Source organism: Pseudomonas sp. NPDC088368 (assembly GCF_044753445.1).
Lineage (GTDB): Bacteria > Pseudomonadota > Gammaproteobacteria > Pseudomonadales > Pseudomonadaceae > Aquipseudomonas > Aquipseudomonas bambusae.
Window position 1 is genome coordinate 123,050 of sequence record NZ_JBIVNG010000009.1, and the last position, 23,076, is coordinate 146,125.

Consider the following 23,076-nt stretch of genomic DNA (forward strand, 5'->3'; position numbering starts at 1 on the left):
GGGTCGCACATCACTGCACAACGGCTGTTGCAATACGTGAGCTATTAGCCCAGCAGAGTTGCCCAGCTTTCAACCTCGTCACCGCCCCACTTGGCTTTCCACTCTTTCAGCGTCTTGTGGTTGCCACCTTTGGTTTCGATGATTTCACCGTTATGCGGGTTCTTGTATTGCTTGACCTTGCGCGCACGCTTGGTGCCGGTAGTTTTGACTGCGGCGCCGCCACGTGGTGCTTTCAACTTGGAATCTGGATCCAGCAGCGCGATGATGTCGCGCAGGGATTTTTGATATTCGCCCATCAGGGTGCGCAGTTTGCCTTCGAACTCAAGTTCCTTTTGCAGTTTGTCGTCCTGTTGCAGATTTTGCAGACGAGCTTGCAGTTCTTTGATGGCTTCTTCTGTTGCGCGGTATTCGTTGATCAGGGACATGAGGGCTACCTGTGTCGTGATGGGCAGGGTGTAATGACGCAATAATAGTCACAGTATTTGCCCAAGTAAACATTTAAGAAATGTTTTACCTGTCGCATTTTGAAATAGCCCACTCACATGCACGCACCATCAAACAAGTGTCGTGGCCAGGTGGCGTAAAATACCGGGGCTATTTAGTAGGTTTATTGACGCCGAGTTTCGTGTCGGGCTGTGCAGCGCAGGAACAGCTACCCATTACCGCTGATCGGCATGGGTTTCGGGGGCTGTGAAATCAGTGCAAGGGGGCTGCTGCACAGCGGGCGGGTAATCGCTAGAATAGCCGCCTTTGCGAAGTTCTGGAGTTTCCCCTCATGCGCACTTTTCGTCTGGTGATTGCTTGCCCGGACCGTGTCGGCATCGTTGCCAAAGTCAGTAACTTTCTGGCGACCTACAACGGCTGGATTACTGAAGCGAGTCATCACTCTGACAACCTCAGCGGCTGGTTTTTCATGCGCCATGAAATCCGTGCCGATACCTTGCCGTTCGATCTGGAAGGTTTCCGTGACGCGTTCACGCCTATCGCCGAAGAATTTGGCATGGACTGGCGCATCACCGATTCGGACCAAAAGAAGCGCGTCGTACTCATGGCGAGCCGTGAATCCCATTGCCTGGCCGACCTGCTGCACCGTTGGCACAGCGACGAACTGGACTGCGAGATCGCCTGCGTGATCTCCAATCACCAGGACCTGCGCAGTATGGTCGAGTGGCACGACATTCCTTATTACCACGTGCCAGTGGACCCAAAAGACAAGGAGCCAGCGTTCGCCGAAGTCTCGCGTCTGGTCAAACAGCACGACGCCGATGTCGTGGTGCTGGCGCGCTACATGCAGATTCTGCCGCCGCAACTGTGCCGCGAGTATGCGCATCAGGTGATCAACATTCACCACAGCTTCCTGCCATCGTTCGTGGGCGCCAAGCCTTATCACCAGGCATCGCTGCGCGGTGTGAAGCTGATTGGTGCGACCTGCCACTACGTGACGGAGGAGCTGGACGCGGGCCCGATCATCGAGCAGGACGTCGTGCGTGTCACCCATCGCGACAGCATCGAGAACATGGTGCGTTTCGGCCGTGACGTGGAAAAGATGGTGTTGGCTCGCGGCTTGCGCGCTCACCTCGAAGACCGCGTGCTGGTGCACGACAACAAGACTGTGGTGTTTGACTAAACTCGAACGGCGCTACTCTTTGAGGGAGCGAAATCATTCGCGAGGGGTCTGCCAGGGCGATACATCTCTATCGTCTGGAAGATCTTTCGCGATGAATTCGCCCCCACAGAACCCATCCCCCGAAGCCTGAAGGGTTGCTGCAATGGTCAATCCACTCGACAAAGCCACCTCCAAAGCCCCACCGACACTTGGCGAAGGCTGCCTCAGCCGCTATGACCCCGACGCTTTGTCGCCTGATGACGGCACCGAGTTCGAGGGTGCTGAGCAACTCTGGGAGCAGGTCAAGCCCGACGCCGAAGACGAATCAAGGCGTCTTGATCCGCAATAGTTTCATGAGCAACGGCTTGCCGACCATCAGCAAGAAAACCGGACCGCCTGCGACGAGATAAAAGTAATAGGTCACGATTCGCCAGATCAGAATCGCCGCGGCTGCGGTCGATTTTCCCACCATGGGCGCTAACAACGCCGCTGACGTTAATTCCGCCGCCCCGGCGCCACCCGGCGAGAGGCTGAATTGCCCCGCGCTCAACGACAGCATCTGGACCAGAAACGTCCAGGCCCAGTCGATGTCGACGCCGAGCCCGAGCAACGCCAGGTACAGCACGCTATAGCGCAACCCCCAATGCACGCACGTCAGCAGGAATACCTTGAACAGCACGCGATGGGGCATCTTCCAGGTTTCAGCCAGCGCGTCGCGAAAATGCAGAAGCTTGCGGGCCCACCGGATGCGCGAAGCGTTCTTGCGTTTGAGGCGCTTGAGCAATCTGCCGTTGAACAAAATGATCCGGCGGTGATATCGAGCGAATCCTGCACAGACACACAGCCCGGCCCCGATCAGCAGGGCGCTGGCGATGAGCATCCATTCCAGGTTTTCACTGAGTTTGTGGAATACCGCATAGATGAGGATGCCGATCAGGGCGAGCAGAAAAAACACCAAGTCATTGAGCTGGTCGGTGGCAAAGGCTGCCGTACTTTTGGCCGGGCCAATGCCGCAGCGTGACAGCAACGCTACGAGGGTGAGCGGTGCGCCGCTGCCACCCGGCGTGGCGCTGTAGGCGAATTCGGTGGCCATGACCACGCCCAGACTCTTGCGCATCCCCAACCCGTTGGCGCTCTCGCCGAGCAATAAACGTAAGCGCATGGTGTTCGCGCACCAACCCACCAGCACCATGCCGAACATCGCCAGAAACAGCGGAAGCGGGAAGTTGCGCAAGCGATGGAACATGTCCATGCCGCCCATGAACAGCGGAATCAGCAGGGCGAGGACCAGCACGGCTGCCAGCCAAAAGAGTCGCTTCACGCGCAGAACCTGTCGGGGCGTCGCACAAAATGGCTGCGCAAAAGGGATAGCCTAAGAGTGCGCGCCTTGGCGTCGGGTCGGGCTGCATTGAGCATCTTGGGCGTATCCTCCATTTTTCGTCCTGGATTGACCGCTGGCACGGGCGGGTGTTCGGTGAGCACCGATGGCCTCGTTGGGTGAACTAGAGTGAAGGGGCTGACTCGGGTTGGCAATCTTCGAAGCAGAAGAAGCGAGTACGTCGCCTCGGTTTCTCTGCACAAAAACAATGCGATCTCTGGGTGAAGACATGCCGGATTCTCAAGACATTCTTATCGGCGCCGGGCTGGACGGTCAGTCCATTGGGCAGGCGTTGCGTCTGGCCAATCGTCATGGGCTGGTGGCGGGCGCGACAGGCACCGGGAAGACCGTGACTTTGCAGCGCCTGGCAGAAGCGTTCAGTGATGCGGGCGTGGCCGTGTTCGCGGCCGATATCAAAGGCGATCTGTGCGGCCTGGGGGCGGCGGGCAATCCTCAGGGCAAGATCGCCGAACGCATCGCCGGTATGCCGTGGTTGAACCATTCACCTCAGGCATACCCCGTCACGCTGTGGGATGTACAGGGGCAGTCGGGTCATCCTCTGCGCACAACGCTGTCGGAAATGGGCCCACTGCTGCTCGGAAGTCTGCTTGAGCTGACTGACAGCCAGCAATCGGCCTTGTACGCAGCGTTCAAGGTGGCTGACAGAGAGGGCTTGTTGCTCCTGGATATCAAAGACCTCAAAGCGCTGCTCAATTACCTGCGTGAACAACCGGCAGCACTGGGCGAAGACAGTGCGTTGATGACCACCGGCTCCAGCCAGGCGCTGTTGCGTCGGTTGGCCGTGCTGGAACAACAGGGTGCCGAAGCTTTGTTTGGCGAGCCCGCTTTGCAATTGGAAGACATCCTGCAGCCAGCAAGTGATGGGCGAGGGCGCATTCATTTGCTGGACGCCAGCCGTTTGGTGCACGAGGCGCCAAAGGTGTACGCGACGTTTCTGTTATGGCTGCTGGCCGAATTGTTCGAGCAACTTCCGGAACGTGGCGATGCCGATAAGCCCTTGCTTGCCCTGTTTTTCGACGAGGCGCACTTGTTGTTCGCGGACACGCCCAAAGCCTTGCAAGACCGACTTGAGCAGGTGGTGCGGTTGATTCGCTCCAAAGGGGTGGGCGTGTATTTCGTCACACAGTCGCCGGGGGACCTGCCGGACAACATCCTGGCGCAACTCGGTTTGCGCATTCAGCACGGCCTTCGAGCATTCACCAGCAAGGAGCAGAAATCCCTCAAGGCGGTGGCTGACGGGTTTCGTCCCAATCCCGAGTTCGATGCGTTAACGGTGCTCATTGAACTGGGCATTGGCGAAGCGTTGGTCGGGACGTTGCAGGAAAAAGGCACGCCGGAGATCGTCAGACGGGTCCTGGTGGCGCCGCCGCAATCGAGAATCGGCCCGTTGACCGAGTCGGAGCGGGCAGGGCTGATCGCTCAGTCGCCGCTGGCCGGACGCTATGACAAGCCAGTGGATCGCGAGTCTGCCTATGAGATGTTACTGGCCCGCAAGGGGCCTGCGGTCGATCCGGCGCATCCCGCTGCGACTGAGGAAAAGTCGGAAGGCGGATTGGCGGACATGGCGGACGGGTTTCTGGGGGGATTGGCGGGGCAGGCGGTCAAGAGCGCGATGCGACAGGCCGCGAATCAGATCGGCCGGGAGTTGGTGCGCGGCTTGATGGGGTCGTTGCTGGGTGGAAGCAAGAAACGGCGTTAAGCCTTTAGGTCACTGCGGAAAACGAAATGCCCACTGCATGAGTGGGCATTTTCATTTCTATCAAGTCCTGGTTACGCCAGCGCCTTGGACGCTAGCCAGAACAGGCCCGCCGACAGCGCGACGGTGGCGGGCAGAGTCAGCACCCAGGCCAGCAGAATGTTGCGAACGGTGCCACCTTGCAGGCCGCTCTTGTTCGCCACCATGGTCCCGGCCACACCGGACGACAGAATGTGTGTAGTCGAGACGGGCAGACTGAACACGTTGGCCAGGGCGATGGCGCTGGCGGTGGTGATCTGAGCTGACATGCCTTGGGCATAAGTCATGCCCTGTTTGCCGATCTTCTCGCCGATGGTCAGTACCACGCGTTTCCAGCCCACCATGGTGCCGATACCCAAAGCCAGTGCCACGGCCAGAATCACCCAGAACGGGGCGTATTCCGTGGTGGTGGTCAGGTCCTTGCGCAGTTTTTCCAGATCGGATTTTTCACGGGCGTCGAGCGCTGGAAGTTTGCCGACCTTGCGCGCGGTGTCGTCGAGGCACAGCAGATAACGGCGGACTTCGATGCGGTGCTCAGGGGCGAGGCTGTGATAGTCGGTCACGCCTTTAAGGGTGTTCAGCAGCGCGTCGATGGTCGGCTCGGTTTGCTCCGGGTTGCAGCTAAAGCGCTCCGGCAGATCGCCCGAAGTCGATTTGCCCAGTGCGAGGTACTCGCCCAGGGTCGCGTTGTTGCGCTGATAGAACTGGCTCAGGTGCAAAGTGGCGTCGCGGGTGCGTTCGATCTGGTAAGTGGTCGTGCTCAGGTCCAGGACGAATTGGGCAGGGACGATTCCGATCAGCACCAGCATGATCAGGCCGATGCCTTTCTGGCCGTCGTTGGAGCCGTGCACGAAGCTCACAGCCATGGCCGAAATCACCAATACCAGACGGTTCCAGAAGGGCGGATGCTTTTTGTCATCGACGGTGCGGCGCTGTTCTGGCGTCTTGTGCATTTTCGACAACGGACGCCACGCTTTCAGACCGATCAGCACCAGGGCTGCGACGATGAAACCCATCAGCGGCGAGAACACCAGCGAGGCGCCAATATCGATCGCTTTCTGCCAGTTAACGCCTTCGCCCAACGGGATGTGGTTGATCAGCGCGTTGGCCAGACCCACGCCGAGGATCGAGCCGATCAGCGTGTGGGAGCTCGATGCAGGAATACCGAAATACCAGGTTCCGAGATTCCAGGTAATCGCCGCGGCCAGCAGCGAAAACACCATGGCCAGGCCATGACCGGTATTGACGTTGATCAGCAACTCGACCGGGAGCAGGTGGACGATGGCATAGGCCACGCCGACACCGCCCAGGAGAACCCCGAGAAAGTTGAATACACCCGAGAAGAACACGGCCAGATGAGGCGGCATGGCCTTCGTGTAAATGACTGTCGCCACCGCGTTGGCGGTGTCGTGAAAGCCATTGATGAACTCGAAGGTGAGGACAAACGCCAGAGCGAGCAGCAGGCTCACAATCACCCAGGCATCCAGTCCGCTGAATAAATCGATCATGGAAGGTTTTCTGACCCGGTATTAAGGGGGCGGGATTATGACAGAAAAAAAACATATCGATAGGCGCGCTGCCAACTGGTAGCAACCTGCAACGAAAATTCTGTCCAGCCACCCCCGTTGACTTCCTGTCAGGAAGCGAGATGCAACGGCACTCGCTACAACCTTAGCCCAAACGGGGAACGATCAACTGGGTGCTCAGGCATCACCTCGTCAAGAAGCGTGCCCAGAGGAGCGGTTCAAGGTTCTTCCTTGAGCTCGCTTTCCATCTTCTGAAGTTCTTGCTTGAACGCCTGATCAAGCAAGCTGGCGCGCTTGCGCCATGGCTTGCGTTCCGGCTCGGGTTGGGCGGCGTAAGTGGTCACTTCGCCACCGTATACATCCTTGTAACGTTGTTCCTGGCGCTCTAGTTCTGCGCGCAGTTCATCTTTGGTCACGTTATTACCTGAGGGTGTCAAGTTTGATTCTGGCGTTAACGCAGTGTCCGGAAGTGTTGAACGTCATGGACTGATCGGTGACGGGCAAACGTTCGCGATCAGCTCTCAACGAAAGTATTAAGCACTTCCGCCACCTGCGGCTACGCACACCAGAACGAAAAAACTGTCGTAGCGACATTCATTTTTTGGTGGTGCCAGTCGGCTGGCGAATTGACCAGGCTTCTGGCCTGTCTATCGCCGGCGCTGCACTCGGGTAGTGCGAGCGGCGTGTTGATTGGATCCACGCCCGATGGGGCTGCGGACGTCACCCACGCCTTGGCGTTATAGCACGTCAATTGCCGTTACTATCTCCAAGAAGATCACAAGAGTCAACGGTGGAGGGCGCTGTAATTCAATAAGAGAGGATAAATACTGTTTTTGTGTACGAAGATTCCGAAGTTCTTGCCAGCAAATGTATGGGCTAACTTTGTTAAGCATAAGAGCGAACGCTTGAGACAGAATTCTGACGACGTAATTCCATGACAATGCGCAGGCGCCGATAAACGCAATTGTATTCGGATGCTTACAATTGAACGCGATAGGGACAGAGCGGAGATAAAAACGGCCTTGCGGGTAGCAAGGCCGTGCCTGGGACTTCTCAGTGGGTACCTGACCAGTATTTCCAAGAAGCCACATGGTGGCGTGTGAAAGGTATAAGCAACCGGGCCAGTGGTCAATTGCGATTATCGGTCAGTCGTTCGATAATCGCCCAAAGCGCCCTTGCCGTTGCACACAAAAGAGGCGAGAGTGGCGCTATAGAAGGCCTGCAAGGCCACGACGAACGGTGTGAAGATGAACGATCAACTGCGCAATTCCTTTGCTTCGCTGGCCCCGCCAATCGTGGCGTCACCGGCCAAGCGGATTCAGGCCTTCACAGGTGATCCGGATTTCATGACCTCGCTGGCCCGCGGGCTGGCGGTGATTCATGCCTTTCAAGAGCGCAAACGCCACCTGACGATAGCCCAGATCAGTCATCGCACCGAGATTCCCCGTGCTGCCGTCAGACGCTGTCTGCACACGCTGATCAAGCTGGGATACGCAACCACCGATGGCCGAACCTATTCGCTGCTGCCAAAGGTGTTGACCCTGGGTCATGCCTATCTGTCTTCCACGCCGCTGGCTGTCTCTTCGCAGCCGTATCTCGACAAGATGAGCAGCCAGTTGCATGAGGCCTGCAACATGGCGACCCTTGAAGGTGATGACATTCTCTATATCGCGCGTTCGGCGACGACCCAGCGTCTTATCTCCGTGGACTTGGCCGTGGGAGGGCGTCTGCCTGCCTATTGCACCTCAATGGGCAGGATTCTGTTGGCCGCGCTGGACGACGTTTCGCTGCAGGAATACCTCGATCACGCGGACCTTCAGCCCAAGACCAGCCGCACGCTGCACACCCCTGAAGCGTTGCTTGAATGTCTTCAACAAGTGCGTCAGCAAGGTTGGTGCATTGTCGATCAAGAGCTGGAACAGGGTTTGCGCTCGATTGCGGTGCCTGTCTATGACGCTTCGGGTCAAGTGCTGGCAGCGCTTAACGTCAGTACCAGCGCCGGGCGGGTCACCCGCAACGAACTTGAGCAGAAATTCCTTCCCATCATGCTCGATGCCAGCCGGAATCTGAGTACACAGCTGTTTACCTGATCTGGGCACCGCTTTTAACTGTTCGATTATCGAACGGTTAGTCGATTACCGAATTGCCCCCTCTCCATGCTCAGGCATAACCTGACCGTCACTTGCGCGCCTCTCTGCGCGCCGATCATGACGCATGTGGAGAAACCTGATGCGTGACGTATTTATCTGCGACGCGATCCGTACCCCGATTGGCCGTTTCGGCGGCGCGTTGGCGACGGTCCGCACCGACGATCTGGCAGCATTGCCGATCAAAGCCTTGATGGAACGCAACCCCTCTGTGGACTGGAACGCGCTCGACGAGGTTTTCCTCGGTTGCGCCAACCAGGCCGGTGAGGACAACCGCAATGTGGCCCGCATGGCGGCGTTACTGGCGGGCCTGCCGGTTTCGGTGCCTGGCGTCACGTTGAATCGTCTGTGTGCGTCGGGGCTGGATGCAGTGGGTTCGGCGTTTCGGGCGATTGCGTCCGGTGAAATGGAGCTGGCCATTGCAGGCGGCGTTGAATCCATGTCCCGCGCCCCGTTCGTGATGGGCAAGGCTGAAACAGCATTCGGTCGCGGGCAGAAGCTTGAAGACACGACCCTCGGCTGGCGCTTCGTCAACCCGCAAATGAAAGATCAGTACGGCGTGGAGACGATGCCGCAGACCGGTGACAACGTCGCGGAGGACTTCAACGTCTCTCGCGAAGATCAGGACGCCTTTGCGCTGCGCAGTCAGCAACGCGCCGCAGCCGCGCAGGCCAGCGGTTTTTTTGCCGAAGAAATCGTGCCGGTACGCATTGCTCACAAAAAGGGCGAAACCGTCGTCGACAAAGACGAACATCCTCGCGCCGACACCAACCTCGACGCGTTGAGCAAACTCAAGCCCGTCAATGGCGCTGGCAAAACCGTCACGGCGGGAAATGCGGCAGGGCTGAACGACGGCGCGGTGGCACTGATTCTCGCCTCGGCCGATGCGGTCAAGAAGCACGGCCTGACGCCACGGGCGCGTGTACTGGGCATGGCCAGCGCGGGCGTTGAACCTCGCGTGATGGGCATCGGACCTGTGCCCGCAGTGCGCAAGCTGGTTGAGCGCCTTGGGTTGGCCGTCTCGGATTTCGATGTCATCGAACTGAACGAAGCGTTCGCAAGCCAAGGCCTGGCGGTCATGCGCGAGCTAGGCATTGCAGACGACTCACCCAAGGTCAACCCGAACGGCGGCGCCATCTCCCTTGGCCATCCGTTGGGCATGAGCGGGGCGCGTCTGGTGCTGACAGCGTTGCATCAATTGGAAAAAACCGGCGGCAGCAAAGGACTGGCAACGATGTGCGTCGGCGTAGGACAGGGCCTGGCCCTGGCAATAGAACGATAAGCGACACACGCCTGAAACCCATCGCCCGAGCCGTTGTTTGCCTTCACTAAAGGCAGACGACGGCTTGGGCGGTTGTCCTTGTGATGTCTAAGTGTTACTGCTTAAGTCTTAGTGTTTCAGGTTATGTCGTAGAATCCTGCTTTGTGGCTGGTCTTTATAGAAATTGGGGAAACAATAATGACAACGACTCACTACACCGGAGAAGAAAGGAGCAAGCGGATTTTCGCGATCGTGGGTGCCTCTTCGGGCAACCTCGTCGAATGGTTCGACTTCTATGTCTACGCCTTCTGCGCGATCTACTTCGCACCGGCTTTCTTCCCGTCCGACGATCCCACCGTGCAACTGTTGAACACTGCTGGCGTATTTGCGGCAGGCTTCCTGATGCGTCCGATCGGGGGCTGGCTGTTTGGCCGAGTCGCCGATAAACACGGCCGCAAAAACTCGATGATGATTTCCGTACTGATGATGTGCGGTGGCTCGCTGGTCATCGCCTGCCTGCCGACGTATGCCGCCATTGGCGCCTGGGCGCCGTTCCTGCTGCTGGTCGCACGCCTGTTTCAGGGCCTGTCGGTGGGTGGCGAATACGGCACCACGGCGACCTACATGAGTGAAGTCGCGTTGCGGGGGCAGCGGGGTTTCTTCGGCTCGTTCCAGTACGTGACCCTGATTGGCGGCCAACTGCTGGCCGTGCTGACCGTGGTTATCCTGCAGCAATTCCTGAGTGCCGATGAGCTGAAAGCCTACGGCTGGCGGATTCCGTTCGTGGTCGGCGCCATCGCTGCCGTGATCTCGCTGCTGCTGCGCCGTTCGTTGAAAGAAACCACGACCGCTGAAGTACGTCAGGACAAAGACGCTGGCAGTATGAGCGCGTTGTTCCGCAATCACACTCGCGCCTTCATCACCGTGCTGGGCTACACCGCTGGCGGCTCGCTGATTTTCTACACCTTCACCACGTACATGCAGAAATACCTGGTGAACACGATGCACATGGACGCCAAGACGGCCAGTTACATCATGACGTGCGCGCTGTTCTTCTACATGTGCATGCAGCCGCTGTTCGGCATGCTCGCCGACAAGATCGGTCGTCGTGCATCGATGATGTGGTTCGGTGCGCTGGGCACGATCTGCACCGTACCCATCCTGATGACCCTGAAGACGACCACCAGCCCGGTTGTGGCCTTCGTGCTGATCACCCTCGCGCTGGCCATCGTCAGCTTCTACACCTCGATCAGCGGGCTGGTGAAAGCCGAGATGTTCCCGGTCCACGTTCGTGCCTTGGGCGTGGGGCTGGCCTACGCCGTTGCCAACGCCATCTTCGGTGGTTCGGCTGAGTTCGTGGCACTGAGCTTCAAGAACATGGGCTCGGAGAACATCTTCTACTGGTACGTGACAGGGATGATGGCAATTGCCTTCCTGTTCAGCCTGCGTCTGCCTAAAAAGCCGGATTACCTCCACGAAGACCATTGATCGGATTTCGCGCGCCCCTCACCGGGCGCGCGTTGTCCATACTCTTTCAACGACTTTCTCGCGAAGTGCTCGATTAAGGGAGCTGTCATGGCAGTGGTACAACTTCAAAGCGGTCAGATGCATTACGAGATCGAGGGACCTGCGGGTGCGCCGGTCCTTGTCCTGTCCAATTCGCTGGGAACTGACCTGCATATGTGGGATGCGCAGGTCGCTTCCTTCAGCAAATCGTTTCGGGTTCTGCGTTACGACACGCGAGGCCATGGTCAGTCCGTGGTGAGCCACGGGCCTTATTCGATCGAGCAATTGGGCCGTGATGTGCTCGACCTGCTCGATGCCTTGAAGATCGAGCGCGCACATTTCTGTGGCCTGTCGATGGGCGGGCTGATCGGTCAGTGGCTGGGCATTCACGCCAGTGGGCGGTTGCTTAAGCTGGTGCTGTGCAACACGGCGGCAAAGATTGGTGGACCCGAGACGTGGGGTCCCCGTATCGAAACGGTCGAGAAGGGCGGTGAAGCGGCGATGAAAGAGCTGGGCGCTGGCGCGGTAGAGCGTTGGTTTACTCCGGATTTCGCCCGTGATCACGCGGATGAGGTGACGACAGTAACGAACGTGCTGGCGGCGACTTCGCCGGTCGGGTATGCGGCCTGCTGTGCAGCGGTGCGTGATGCGGATTTCCGCAAGCAGTTGGGATCGATCACGGTCGATACGCTGATCATTTGCGGCAGCCATGACCCGGTGACAACGGTCGCTGACGGGCATTTTCTGCAGAACCATATTCCCGGTTCGCAACTGTCGGATTACTACGCGGCGCATCTTTCCAGCGTTGAGCTGGGCCAGACGTTTACGTTACGTGTGACCGAGTTTTTGCTGAGTTGAACGAGAGGGGCGTTTGACACCCCGATGCCTGACACCATTCCTGTAGGAGCCGGTTTGCTGGCGAAGGCGGTGGATCGGCGACCCATCAGTCGCCTGACAGGCATAAAAAAACCCACCGGACGATAGCCGTACGGTGGGTTTTTTTCGAGCGCTGAATCAGAACATTCGCATTTCCGGCACGTCGCCCGAGGTCGGCTGTTTCTGACCGGTCGGGGTCTGTTCGTACCAGCCGCCACCCAACGCGCGGTACAGGTTGACCTCGCTGCTGAGCTGCGACAGACGGTCGGTGATCAACGATTGCTGCGCGCTGAACAACTGACGCTGGGCGTCGAGGAAGGTCAGGTTGCTGTCGATCCCGATGCGATAACGGCGCTCTGCCAGACGGTAGTAGTCCTGGTTGGCGTTGACGAAATCGTTCTGCGCCTTGAGCTGATCGGTGAAGGTCTTGCGTGCCGCCAAACCATCGGAGACTTCCTGGAAGCCTGTCTGAATCGCCTTCTCGTAGTTGGCGACGCCGATGTCCTTCTGAATCTTCGAGTAGTCCAGGCTTGCCCGCAGGCTGCCGGCGTTGAAGATCGGCAGGTTGATCTGCGGCTGGAACAGCCATGTGCCTGAGCCGCCCTTGAACAGACCGCTGAGATCGCCACTCGCAGTCCCGGCACTGGCCGTCAGGCTGATGCTCGGGAAGAACGCCGCGCGTGCGGCACCGATGTTGGCGTTGGCCGCTTTCAGTTGGTGTTCTGCCTGGAGAATGTCCGGGCGGCGTTGCAGCAGCTCAGAAGGCAGACCGGCTGGCATCTCGTTGAGCATGTCAGCGCTCAACGGTTGCGATGCAGGCAGGTTGGCTGGCAGACCGGTGCCCAGCAGCAGAACGAGGTTGTTCTCGTCCTGTGCGACCAGACGCTGATACTGCGCCAATTTCACGCGAGCGCTTTCCACCGAGGTCCGCGACTGCGCCAGGTCCAGGGCCGATGCGACACCGACTTCGTTGCTGCGCGAGGTCAGGCGGAAGCTTTCTTCGAAGGCACCGAGGGTGTCCTGGGTCAGCTTCAGCAGCTCCTTGTCGGCCTGCCAGGTCAGATACGCGTTGGCGACGTTGGCGACCAGACTGATCTGTGTGCTGCGACGGGCCTCTTCGCTGGCGAAGTAGGTTTCCAGCGCTTGCTCGCTCAGGCTGCGAACACGGCCGAACAGGTCGAGTTCATAGGCACTGACGCCCAGGCCCACCGAATACTGGCTGGTGATCCCGGCCTGACCGCTTTGCGACAGGTCGCCCGGCACGCGCTGACGTGTACCGGAGGCATCGGCGGCGACGGCCGGGAACAGGTCCGCACGCTGGATGCGGTACTGCGCCCGGTAGGCGTCGATGTTCAACGCCGCGACGCGGAGATCGCGGTTGTTGCTCAGCGACGTCTGGATCAACTGCTGCAATGCCGGGTCGTGGAAGAACTGGCGCCAGCCCTGTTCGGCGGCCGCCTGGTTGGCTGCGTCGGCCGGCGAATACGCCGGGCCTTGCGGATACTGGGCGGCCACCGGTGCTGCAGGCTGCTTGTAATCGGGGATCAACGAGCAGCCGCTCAGCACGAACGCGGTGACTGCCAGAGAGATCAGGGACTTGCTCATTGGCCAGCCTCATCGTGTGGGATGTGTTTCTGTTTACTCTTGAACAAACCGGATACCGATACGAAGAACAGCGGTACCCAGAAGATCGCCAGAATGGTGGCGGTAATCATACCGCCAATCACGCCTGTACCGATCGAGTGCTGGCTGCCCGAGCCCGCGCCGGTAGAGATCGTCAGCGGCACGACGCCGAGGATGAACGCCATGGAGGTCATCACGATCGGACGAAGACGCATCCGGCAGGCTTCGATCGCCGCATCCGCAAGGGATTTGCCTTGCTCATGCAGTTCCTTGGCGAATTCCACGATGAGGATCGCGTTCTTCGCCGCCAGACCCACCGTGACCAAGAGTCCGACCTGGAAGAACACATCGTTCGACAGACCGCGCAGGCTGGTGGCCATCAGCGCACCGATGACACCCAGCGGAACGACGAGCAGAACGGCGATCGGAATCGACCAGCTCTCGTACAGCGCTGCCAGACACAGGAAGACCACGAGGACCGAGATCGCGTACAGCGCCGGGGCCTGCGAGCCGGAGAGCCGTTCTTCGAACGACAGACCGGTCCAGGAATACCCGATGCCTTGTGGCAGTTGCTGCGCGAGTTTCTCGATTTCCGCCATCGCCTGACCGGTACTGTAGCCAGGCGCCGGTGTACCCAGAATCTCTTCGGCGGGAACACCGTTGTAACGCGACAGTTTTGGCGAACCGAATACCCACTCGCCACCGGCAAAGGCGTCGAACGGAACCATGGTGCCGCTGGCGTTACGCACGTACCACTTCTTCAAGTCTTCAGGGCTCATCCGGGATTTCGGATTACCCATGATGTACACCTTTTTCACCCGACCACGGTCGATGAAGTCGTTGACGTAGTTGCCGCCCATCGCCACCGACAGGGTGGTGTTTATGTCGGTTTGCGTCACGCCCAGGGCGCGAGCTTTCTCGTCATCGATGACCAGTTGGTACTGCGGTTCGTCAGTCAGGCCGTTGGGGCGTACGCCTGCGAGAATCTTGCTCTGCGAAGCCAGCCCCAGCAGCTGGTTACGTGCCTGCATGAGCTTGTCATGGCCCAGACCTGCCTGATCCTGCAAATAGAGGTCGAAACCGGTGGCGTTACCCAGCTCCAGTACCGCAGGAGGAACGACGGCAAAGGACATTGCATCGCGGAAGCCGAAGAAGTGGCCTTGAGCACGCTTGGCCACCTCGAACACGCTGTTGGACGAGTCACGCTCTTCCCACGGCTTGAGCAACACGAACGCCAGACCTGAACTCTGACCACGGCCTGCGAAGTTGAAGCCGTTGACGGAGAACACGGATTTCACGCCCGGGTCGGTCAGCAAGAACTCGCGCATCTTGTCCAGCGTGTTCTGTGTCCGCTCGGCGGTCGAGCCCGGAGGCGTCTGCACCTGAGCGAAGATCACGCCTTGGTCTTCTTCCGGCAGGAACGCGGTCGGGATGCGGGTGAACATCCAGATCATGCCCGCGAAGATCGCCAGGTAGACCAGGAACGCCGGGATTTTGTGGCGAATGATGTTACCGACACCGCGCTCGTAGCTGAGAACGCCACGGTCGAACGTACGGTTGAACCAGCCGAAGAAACCTTTGCGCGGCTGACCGTGTTTGTCGGCGTCGATCGGCTTGAGCAGGGTGGCGCAGAGGGCAGGGGTGAAGACCAGCGCGACCAGTACCGAGAGCGCCATCGCAGACACGACGGTAATCGAGAACTGCCGATAGATCACACCTGTGGAACCGCCAAAAAAGGCCATTGGCAGCAGAACCGCCGACAGCACCATCGCGATACCGACCAGGGCGCCCTGGATCTGCTCCATCGATTTGCGTGTGGCATCCCGAGGCGATAAGTGCTCCTCGGCCATCACCCGCTCGACGTTCTCCACCACAACGATGGCGTCGTCCACGAGCAAGCCGATGGCCAACACCATGCCGAACATGGTGAGGGTGTTGATGGTAAAACCGGCTGCGGCCAGGATGCCGAACGTCCCGAGCAATACGACCGGCACCGTCAGCGTGGTGATGATCGTGGCGCGGAAGTTTTGCAGGAACAGGTACATCACCAGGAACACAAGGATGATCGCCTCACCCAGCGTGTGGACCACGCCGGTGATGGATTCCTTGACCACCGGGGTCGTGTCGTACGGGTAAACCGCTTTCATGCCAGGCGGGAAAAACGGCTCCAGACGCCCGATGGTGTCGCGGATCGCTTTGGAGGTGTCCAGCGCGTTGGCACCGGTCGCCAGCTTGATCGCCAGACCGGAAGCCGGTTTACCGTTGAACTGTGCGTCGACGCTGTAGTTCTCGCCGCCCAGACCGATGCTGGCGACGTCTTTCAGGCGAACTTGCGAACCGTCCTGATTGACCTTGAGCAAAATGTTGCCGAATTGCTCAGCGGTCTGCAGGCGCGTTTTGCCGATGATGGTGGCGTTGAGTTGCTGACCTTTGACGGCTGGCAATCCACCGATCTGACCGGAAGACACCTGAACGTTTTGCGCCGTGATGGCGGTTTTCACGTCAACCGGGGTCAACTGGTAATTGTTCAGCTTGTCCGGGTCGAGCCAGATGCGCATCGCGTACTGGGCACCGAAGACCTGGAAGTCACCCACGCCCGGTGTACGGGCGATCTGGTCCTGAATGTTGGAAACGATGTAGTTGGACAAGTCTTCCTTGCCCATGCTGCCGTCTTCCGACACCAGACCGATCACCAACAGGAAGTTCTTCACAGCCTTGGTCACGCGCAGACCCTGTTGTTGCACTTCTTGAGGCAACAGCGGGGTGGCGAGGTTGAGCTTGTTCTGAACCTGAACCTGCGCGATGTCGGGGTTGGTGCCCTGGTTGAAGGTCACCGTGATGGTCATGCTGCCATCAGAGTTACTTTCCGACGAGATATAGCGCAGGTTGTCGATGCCGTTCATCTGCTGCTCGATCACCTGAACCACGGTGTCCTGCACGGTCTGTGCGGACGCACCTGGGTAGGTCACCTGAATCGCGATGGCCGGTGGCGCAATGGCCGGGTACTGGTTGATCGGCAAGTTGAGGATCGATAAAGCCCCGACCAGCATGATCACGAGGGCAATCACCCACGCGAAAATCGGTCGGTCGATGAAAAACTTCGACATGAATCATTTACTCCCTTGAGCGGGAGCCGGGGCGGCAGCTGGCTTGACGTTGGTCGCGTCCGCTACGGTGACTTGGGCGCCCGGCTTGACGTACTGCAGGCCTTCGGTGATGACGCGATCGCCAGGGCTCAGGCCCTTGTCCACGACCCAGTCGGCGCCGCTCGTGCGGCTGGCCACGAGGGTGCGCAGTTCGACCTTGTTGTCCTGATTCACGATCAGTGCGGTCGGCGTGCCTTTCAGGTCGCGAGTGATGCCTTGTTGCGGCACCAGAATCGCCTGTTCATTCACACCGGATTGCAGACGTGCATGCACGAACATACCGGGCAGCAGGGTGTGGTTCGGGTTCGGGAACACGGCACGCAGGGTCACGGAGCCCGTGGTCTGGTCGACCGACACTTCGGAGAATTCCAGCTTGCCGTCAGCCGGGTACTGGCTGTTGTCTTCCAGGGTCAGCTTGACCTTGGCGGCGTTGTCACCGGCTTTCTGCAGCTTGCCGCTTTCCAGTTCGCGACGCAGGCGCAGCATCTCGGACGAAGACTGAATGACGTCCACGTAGATCGGATCGAGCTGTTGAATGGTCGCCATCGCGTCGGCCTGGCCATTGCTGACCAATGCGCCTTCCGTCACCAGCGAACGGCCGATACGGCCGGAAATCGGCGCGTACACTTTCGTGTAGCGCAGGTTGATTTCGGCGGTCTGCACAGCGGCTTGCGCTTCGCGCGCATTGCCCACGGCGGTGTCGTATTCCTGACGGCTGACGGCTTGCTCGTTGATCAGCTGCTTATAGCGGCCTGCCAGGGAACTGGTGGCGTCGTAGGTCGCCTTGGCGCTGTTCAGGTTGGCTTCGTACACCGCAGGGTCGATTTGATACAGCTGCTGACCGGCTTTGACGTCTGTGCCTTCAGTGAACTGCCGCTTGAGAATGATGCCGTTGACCTGAGGACGGACTTCAGCCACGCGATAGGCGGTGGTGCGTCCGGGCAAGTCGGAAACCAGCGTGTAAGGCTGGGCTTGAATGGTCACTACGCCGACCTGAGGAGGCGGTGGTGCAGCCGCAGCCGCTTCTTCCTTTTTACTACATCCGCTGAGCAGCGATGCCAGGGCGGCGGCAGTGACCAGTACGGTAACAGCTGGCTTGAATTGCATGAAGATCCTCGGGTCAGGAGCCTGGGCTCATGAGAAGTGGAAAGGGCGTATAGAAAGTTTCCGGCTGGATAAGTAGCAAGCTAATGAATATACTTACGTTCACGGTTGTTTGTAAACACCCGTGGCTGCGACTGATAAACGCACCAAGGGGATCGATTGTAGGTCCGGGACGACCGGAAGTGCTGGCGATGCTGCCAAGGCTTTTTTGCCCGAAGATTGCCGGTTTCTTGCGAATCGGTCGCTTTGTTGCCGGATTGAAAAACAATACAAAGGCCGCTCGGCGTGCTGGTCAAGGCGCTCCCCCGAAGAGGCTGAAGCATTTTCATTGAGGTTTTACTGCCATGGTTCGTCGCACGAAAGAAGAAGCTCAGGAAACGCGCAGGCAGATTCTGGAAGCGGCCGAGCAGGCGTTTTTCGAGCGAGGCGTTGCACGCACGACCCTGGCGGACATTGCAGCGCTGGCTGGCGTGACTCGCGGGGCGATTTACTGGCATTTCAGCAACAAGGCGGATCTGGTGCAGGCGATGCTCGACAGCCTGCATGAACCGCTGGAGGAAATGGCCCGCGCCAGCGAAAGCGCGGACGAAATGGACCCTTTGGGCTGGACGCGAAAGCTTCTGGTTCATTTGTTTCAGCAAGTTGCCAAAGACCCGAAAACCCGCCGCATCAATGAAATTCTGTTTCATAAATTCGAATTCACCGATGAAATGTGTGACATGCGGCGTCAGCGCCAATTCGTCTGGCTCGATGCCAACGAACGTATCGCGCTCGCGCTGAGCAACGCCTCCCGCAAGGGGCAATTGCCCGCCGATCTCAACCCCCGCCGAGGGGCCATCTGTCTGCATGCTTATATCCACGGCATTCTGGGCCAGTGGTTGCTGGTGCCGGACAGCTTTCCGCTGTTTCAGGACGCCGAGCGTCTAGTCGATACCGTTCTGGACATGCTCCGCTACAGCCCTGCCTTGCGGGACGCCGTTCCCGCGCTGGCCTCAGGGCAGGACTAAAAGACGCAAACGCCGGAATTCGTGCAGGGCACGCTGGCCGTGGGCTCCGGCCAGTGACTATAACCGTGTGGCGCTTAGCCTGCATCTATACATTTCTTCATGAGGGTTGAACAGGTGGTTTACCCAGCCTTTACGTAAATCCCTGTGCGCATTCAGCTTAACGACAGCCTGATCCGATCCAGCGGACGAATGCTTTCCTATTGCCATCTCCCGACTAAGCTTGCTCGCAAACCAACAAGAACGGGATGCGCACGATGCCAGTCGTTTCTAAACGTAGAACGTGGAAAACCCTCCTTTTCGCGGCGTTTGCCTGCATCGGGATGAGTCAGGTCATGGCGGGTGACGATGCGCAGGAAGCGGCGTCTGCCAAAGCCTTGCTGGAGAAGGCTGTGACGCACTATCGGCAGGTCGGCGACAAGGCCTTGGCCGAATTCAGCCGACAGGGCGAGTTCGTCGACGGTGAGCGGTACGTCTTCGTGACGGACACTAACGGGGTGATGCTCGCCAGCGGCGGTCCTTCCGTGGTGTTGATCGGTCGCGACATCTCTTCAGTGCTGGACCCCGACCTGCAAAAAGGCTTCAAGGAGGTGCTGCAGACGCCCGAGAGCGCGGGCATCCAGCAAGCCGAATACCGCTGGCAGAACTGGCGCGACGGCAAGGTCGAGCGCAAGCGCGTGTATTTCCAGCGGGTCGGCAATCGCATTCTGGCGGTGGGTTATTACCTGCCCCGCGCCGCGCCGGAACAAGCCAGGGCGTTACTGGACAAGGCCTCCAAAGCGTTGGAGCAGGACCAGGACGGGACTGTTCAGGCCATTAACAGCCTCAAGGGCGGGTTCTTGCAGGATGATCTTTACGTCTTCGTGGTGAATGTAGACACCAAGCGCTACGTCGCCCATGGCACCAACCTGCGGCTGGTCAATACCGATTTCAGCAAGATCAAAGATCCAGAAGGTAAACCCGTCGGGCGGCCGATGCTGGAGATGCTCAAGAAGCAGCCCGAGGGCGAGTACGAATACCGCTGGCGCAACCCGGTGACCGGGAAGATCGAGCACAAGCACGCATACATGCGCAAAGTGGGGGATTTTCTGGTGGCGGTGGGGTATTACAGCGGTTGAGTGAGTCGCCAAACCCCTAGGGTTTATGGCGTGCTGGCGATCGCGCCTCACCGATCCTTGTCGTCGCGCCCGCGCAGCAGGTTGTTCGGCATCGCCAGCGCGGCAGCGAGTCCCAAGACCGACACCCCGGCGCTGGCCATCAACAGGTGCTGGAAGGTCATCGACAATTGCCCACGCAACAGCTCCAGCGCCGGGCCGCTAACCGCGTGCAGGCTGTCCATCAACAGGTTGCCCGAGCCACCTTCTGAGGTCAGTGAACCGCCGTCGATCCCGCCCAGCCCCGAGCCCGTCAACATGGCCAGCAGCAGCGCCGACATGCTGGCCACGCCCACGGCACCGCCGAGAGAGCGGAACAGGTTTGTGGTGCTGGTCGCGACGCCCATGTCTTTCATCTCCACTGAGTTCTGCGTGCCGACCAATGACGTCGGGAATTGCAGACCGCTGGCGATCCCGGTCAGCACCATGAACAGGCCGGTCAAGATCGCCGATTGCGGTGGCGTGAACGCGATGCCGAGAATGGCCAGCGGCATCAGCAAGGCCCCCGCCAGAATCATTGGCTTGTAGCGCCCGGTCAGCGAGGTGCGACGCCCGCCGAAATAAGCGCCCATGGGCATGCCGATGGCCAGCGGCATCAGGTGAAGGGCCGCGCTGTCCGCACCGCCTCCCGTGACGGTCTGAAAGCGCAGTGGCAGCAGCACGATCAGCGAAATCGCCTGAAAGCTGGTGAAGAAAATCGTGCACCAGCAGAGCACCGCGCTGCGGTTGGCGAACAGGTGCATCGGCAGCAGTGGCTCACGGGTGCGGCGTTCGTACGTCACGAAAATCACCAGCGCCAGCAACGCCACGCCCAATTGCGCCAGCACATGCTGATCGCGCCAACTGTGACCTTGGCCGATTTCCGTGATGCCGAGCAACAGCGCGGTCAGGCCGACGATCATCAGGATCGTGCCCAGATAATCAATGACGGGTTTGCGCTGCGGGACCGGCAGCCCCACCAGTGTCTGGCGTGCGACCCACCAGGCGAGAAAACCCAGCGGCAGGTTGATGATGAACACCCAGCGCCATGACAGGTACTCGGTCATGAACCCACCCAGCACAGGACCGGCGACGCTGGCGGCAGCGTACATGCCGCTGAAGTAACCTTGATAGCGACCCCGCTCGCGTGGGGGCACGATGTCGCCGATGATCGCCTGACTTACCGACACCATCCCGCCCGCACCAATACCCTGAAGCACCCGCGCCAACACCAGTTGCTCCATGCTTTGTGCCATCGCGCAGAACAGCGAGGCCAGCGTGAACAGCCCCAACCCGAACAGCATCAGGCGACGACGGCCGTAGAGGTCGCCGAGTTTGCCGTAGATGGGAACCGCAACGGTCAACGCGACCATGTAGGCCGAAATGACCCAGGCGAGCAGGTCAAAATCCATGAATTGGGCAGAGATGGCGGGCATCGAGACCGCCACGATGGTCTGGTCGAGGGCGCTGAGAAACACAGCCATCATCAGCGCGAAGAGAATGCTGCGAATGTCCGGGCGGGTCTGATTGAGGCTGGTCACGGAAAGAGACTCGAACTGGCAAGTTGACCCGCCGAAGGCTCGGCGGGAAAAGTGGGTCCAGTCTAATCCGATAGCTTGCTAATCGATAGTTGGCTTAATCGATTCACTCAAGCCTGAGATTTGGAGATTCAGCGAAGGGCGCTGAAGCTGGCATCCGTCGGTACGCAATGCCCGAAGGTGCAGACCACCGCCATGCGCGGGGATTGCCTCAGTTGTTCGATTCGGTACGCGCCTGCGGCATAAATGCTCAGGACGGTGGCGACAGCGACGACATAAACGCATTGTCTTTTCAGCGTGGTTTTCATGACGCGTACCTCGATCCGGATAAAAATTATTTTTGTCGGACAAGGTGAGTGTAGGCCGCTCTGGGCCGTGCAGTGCACTCATCGGGGATTGTATGTTTTTATCGGGCGTACTCCCGTAGTGGCCATATGATTATGGAACTTTCTATCGCGCCAAGGCTTGGGCCTGAAGCCAATCCAGCAGTTCGCGTATCGGCGGCGTGGGCTCGGTGCGTTTCGGGAAGACGAAAAAGTACGACGCACCGGTTTTAACCTTCAGATCGAACGGCGTCGCGAGCCGCCCCGCACTCAGGTCCTCGCCGATAAGTGACCAGTCGCCCATTGCCACGCCCGAGCCTTGAGACGCGACTGTCATCGCCAGGTCCATCGTGTCGAAATGCTGCCCCTTGCCGACATTGCTCAGCCGCGTGCCCGCCGCTTTGAGCCATTGTCCCCAGTCCTGCTCATCCAGCGTTGGGTGCAGCAGCATGTGTTGTTCCAGATCGCTGAACTGCTTCAAGGGATAGGACCCTTTCAAAAGAGACGGGGCGCAGACCGGGGTGAGTTGTTCGTCGAACAGCGGATGAACGTGCATTGAATCGTCGGGTTGGCCACCGTAAACGACCGCTGCATCAAAGCGTTCCCGGCGAAAATCCACGCCATGGGCAATCGTCGTGGTCAGTTCAACAGGGGCATCGGGCCGTTCTTTTTGCCACTGCATCAGTCGGGGCAGCAGCCAGCGGGTGATGCAGGTCGGGGCTTTCAATTGCAGGGGGCGTTGTTCGGTACCGAGTTCGTCCACCGCGGTTTCGATCAACCCGAACACCTGCTCGATACGGGGCAAGAAAGCTCGGCCCTCCGTCGTCAGACTCAACCCTCGCGCCTCGCGATGAAACAGGCGATGCCCCAAATGGCTCTCCAGCCCGGAAATCTGCCGACTGACGGCACCTTGAGTGATGTGCAGCGCTTCAGCGGCCCGCGTGAAATTGCAGCAACGCGCCGTGATGAGAAAGGTGTGAAGCGCGGGCAGGGGCGGCAAACGTTTCATGAGTCAGTGCAGCCATGATTTGAGGACATGGCTAAGCATGACATTTTTTGCGTTGTCACCGATATGGCCTCACGGTCCAATGACGCCACTGTGTGGCCCCCGGCGCAAGCCTGGAGAGCTGCATTCACGACGATGTTTAA

19 protein-coding genes are annotated in these 23,076 nt (G+C 59.2%); 9 read left to right on the forward strand and 10 right to left on the reverse strand.

The features are described from left to right. Positions 1-44 precede the first annotated feature (44 nt). On the reverse strand, positions 45-425 hold the full coding sequence (gene mvaT, locus ACIQAL_RS20340; RefSeq protein ID WP_296180015.1) for a histone-like nucleoid-structuring protein MvaT: 381 nt from the start codon (positions 423-425) through the stop codon (positions 45-47). 350 nt (positions 426-775) lie between these two features. On the opposite strand from mvaT, the gene purU reads away from it, so the two are divergent. Continuing rightward, positions 776-1,627 (forward strand): formyltetrahydrofolate deformylase, encoded by an 852-nt coding sequence (gene purU / locus ACIQAL_RS20345; RefSeq protein ID WP_401148784.1) that lies wholly within the window; start codon positions 776-778, stop codon positions 1,625-1,627. Between the two features lie 142 nt (positions 1,628-1,769). Further along, a complete protein-coding gene (locus ACIQAL_RS20350) occupies positions 1,770-1,955 on the forward strand; it encodes a hypothetical protein (RefSeq protein WP_166596553.1) in 186 nt (61 codons plus the stop codon). On the opposite strand, the gene ACIQAL_RS20355 is transcribed toward ACIQAL_RS20350, so the two are convergent. Next, the gene (locus tag ACIQAL_RS20355) at positions 1,932-2,927 is read right to left on the reverse strand and encodes a lysylphosphatidylglycerol synthase transmembrane domain-containing protein (RefSeq protein WP_166596554.1); all 996 of its coding nucleotides are present in this window, start codon (positions 2,925-2,927) and stop codon (positions 1,932-1,934) included. The two genes, ACIQAL_RS20350 and ACIQAL_RS20355, sit on opposite strands and share 24 nt — an antisense overlap. Positions 2,928-3,213: 286 nt before the next feature. On the opposite strand from ACIQAL_RS20355, the gene ACIQAL_RS20360 reads away from it, so the two are divergent. Continuing rightward, positions 3,214-4,704 (forward strand): helicase HerA-like domain-containing protein, encoded by a 1,491-nt coding sequence (locus tag ACIQAL_RS20360; RefSeq protein WP_401148787.1) that lies wholly within the window; start codon positions 3,214-3,216, stop codon positions 4,702-4,704. 71 nt (positions 4,705-4,775) lie between these two features. Here ACIQAL_RS20360 and ACIQAL_RS20365 read toward each other — a convergent pair whose 3' ends face one another. Then, complete coding sequence (locus tag ACIQAL_RS20365) at positions 4,776-6,248, reverse strand: inorganic phosphate transporter (RefSeq protein WP_341962399.1); 1,473 nt, start codon at positions 6,246-6,248, stop codon at positions 4,776-4,778. Between the two features lie 236 nt (positions 6,249-6,484). Further along, positions 6,485-6,682, reverse strand: a complete 198-nt coding sequence (locus tag ACIQAL_RS20370) for a hypothetical protein (RefSeq protein WP_341962400.1) — start codon at positions 6,680-6,682, stop codon at positions 6,485-6,487. Between the two features lie 831 nt (positions 6,683-7,513). On the opposite strand from ACIQAL_RS20370, the gene pcaR reads away from it, so the two are divergent. The 4 genes from pcaR (at position 7,514) to pcaD (ending at position 12,038) form a co-directional block, all read left to right on the forward strand. Further along, positions 7,514-8,356 (forward strand): pca regulon transcriptional regulator PcaR, encoded by an 843-nt coding sequence (gene pcaR / locus ACIQAL_RS20375; protein WP_166596557.1) that lies wholly within the window; start codon positions 7,514-7,516, stop codon positions 8,354-8,356. 136 nt (positions 8,357-8,492) lie between these two features. Continuing rightward, positions 8,493-9,695, forward strand: coding sequence for a 3-oxoadipyl-CoA thiolase (gene pcaF / locus ACIQAL_RS20380; protein ID WP_401149294.1), 1,203 nt, complete (start codon positions 8,493-8,495; stop codon positions 9,693-9,695). A 177-nt stretch (positions 9,696-9,872) separates the two neighbouring features. Next, the gene (locus ACIQAL_RS20385; protein WP_341962402.1) at positions 9,873-11,162 is read left to right on the forward strand and encodes an MFS family transporter; all 1,290 of its coding nucleotides are present in this window, start codon (positions 9,873-9,875) and stop codon (positions 11,160-11,162) included. Between the two features lie 87 nt (positions 11,163-11,249). Continuing rightward, the gene (gene pcaD, locus ACIQAL_RS20390) at positions 11,250-12,038 is read left to right on the forward strand and encodes a 3-oxoadipate enol-lactonase (protein WP_401148790.1); all 789 of its coding nucleotides are present in this window, start codon (positions 11,250-11,252) and stop codon (positions 12,036-12,038) included. Positions 12,039-12,194: 156 nt separating this feature from the next. Here the strand turns inward: pcaD and ACIQAL_RS20395 are convergent, their stop codons facing one another. The 3 genes from ACIQAL_RS20395 to ACIQAL_RS20405 are packed head-to-tail and all read right to left on the reverse strand — an operon-like array spanning position 12,195 to position 17,932. After that, complete coding sequence (locus tag ACIQAL_RS20395) at positions 12,195-13,661, reverse strand: AdeC/AdeK/OprM family multidrug efflux complex outer membrane factor (RefSeq protein ID WP_166596561.1); 1,467 nt, start codon at positions 13,659-13,661, stop codon at positions 12,195-12,197. Next, on the reverse strand, positions 13,658-16,786 hold the full coding sequence (locus ACIQAL_RS20400; RefSeq protein ID WP_401148793.1) for an efflux RND transporter permease subunit: 3,129 nt from the start codon (positions 16,784-16,786) through the stop codon (positions 13,658-13,660). The genes ACIQAL_RS20395 and ACIQAL_RS20400 overlap by 4 nt, the downstream gene beginning before the upstream one ends. Positions 16,787-16,789: 3 nt before the next feature. Then, a complete protein-coding gene (locus ACIQAL_RS20405; protein WP_166596563.1) occupies positions 16,790-17,932 on the reverse strand; it encodes an efflux RND transporter periplasmic adaptor subunit in 1,143 nt (380 codons plus the stop codon). A 341-nt stretch (positions 17,933-18,273) separates the two neighbouring features. Here ACIQAL_RS20405 and ACIQAL_RS20410 point away from each other — a divergent pair, with 341 nt between their 5' ends. Together ACIQAL_RS20410 and ACIQAL_RS20415 are read left to right on the forward strand one after the other, a co-directional pair. Beyond that, on the forward strand, positions 18,274-18,936 hold the full coding sequence (locus ACIQAL_RS20410) for a TetR family transcriptional regulator (protein ID WP_166596564.1): 663 nt from the start codon (positions 18,274-18,276) through the stop codon (positions 18,934-18,936). A gap of 320 nt (positions 18,937-19,256) precedes the next feature. After that, positions 19,257-20,051 carry a cache domain-containing protein gene (locus ACIQAL_RS20415; RefSeq protein WP_401149296.1) on the forward strand — a complete coding sequence of 265 codons (795 nt, stop codon included), beginning with the start codon at positions 19,257-19,259 and terminating at the stop codon, positions 20,049-20,051. A 47-nt stretch (positions 20,052-20,098) separates the two neighbouring features. Here the strand turns inward: ACIQAL_RS20415 and ACIQAL_RS20420 are convergent, their stop codons facing one another. From ACIQAL_RS20420 to ACIQAL_RS20430, 3 genes are all read right to left on the reverse strand, one after another. Beyond that, complete coding sequence (locus tag ACIQAL_RS20420; protein ID WP_401148796.1) at positions 20,099-21,607, reverse strand: MDR family MFS transporter; 1,509 nt, start codon at positions 21,605-21,607, stop codon at positions 20,099-20,101. A 128-nt stretch (positions 21,608-21,735) separates the two neighbouring features. After that, positions 21,736-21,912, reverse strand: a complete 177-nt coding sequence (locus ACIQAL_RS20425) for a hypothetical protein (protein ID WP_166596567.1) — start codon at positions 21,910-21,912, stop codon at positions 21,736-21,738. A gap of 142 nt (positions 21,913-22,054) precedes the next feature. Further along, complete coding sequence (locus ACIQAL_RS20430; protein WP_401148798.1) at positions 22,055-22,936, reverse strand: LysR substrate-binding domain-containing protein; 882 nt, start codon at positions 22,934-22,936, stop codon at positions 22,055-22,057. Between the last annotated feature and the right edge of the window lie 140 nt (positions 22,937-23,076).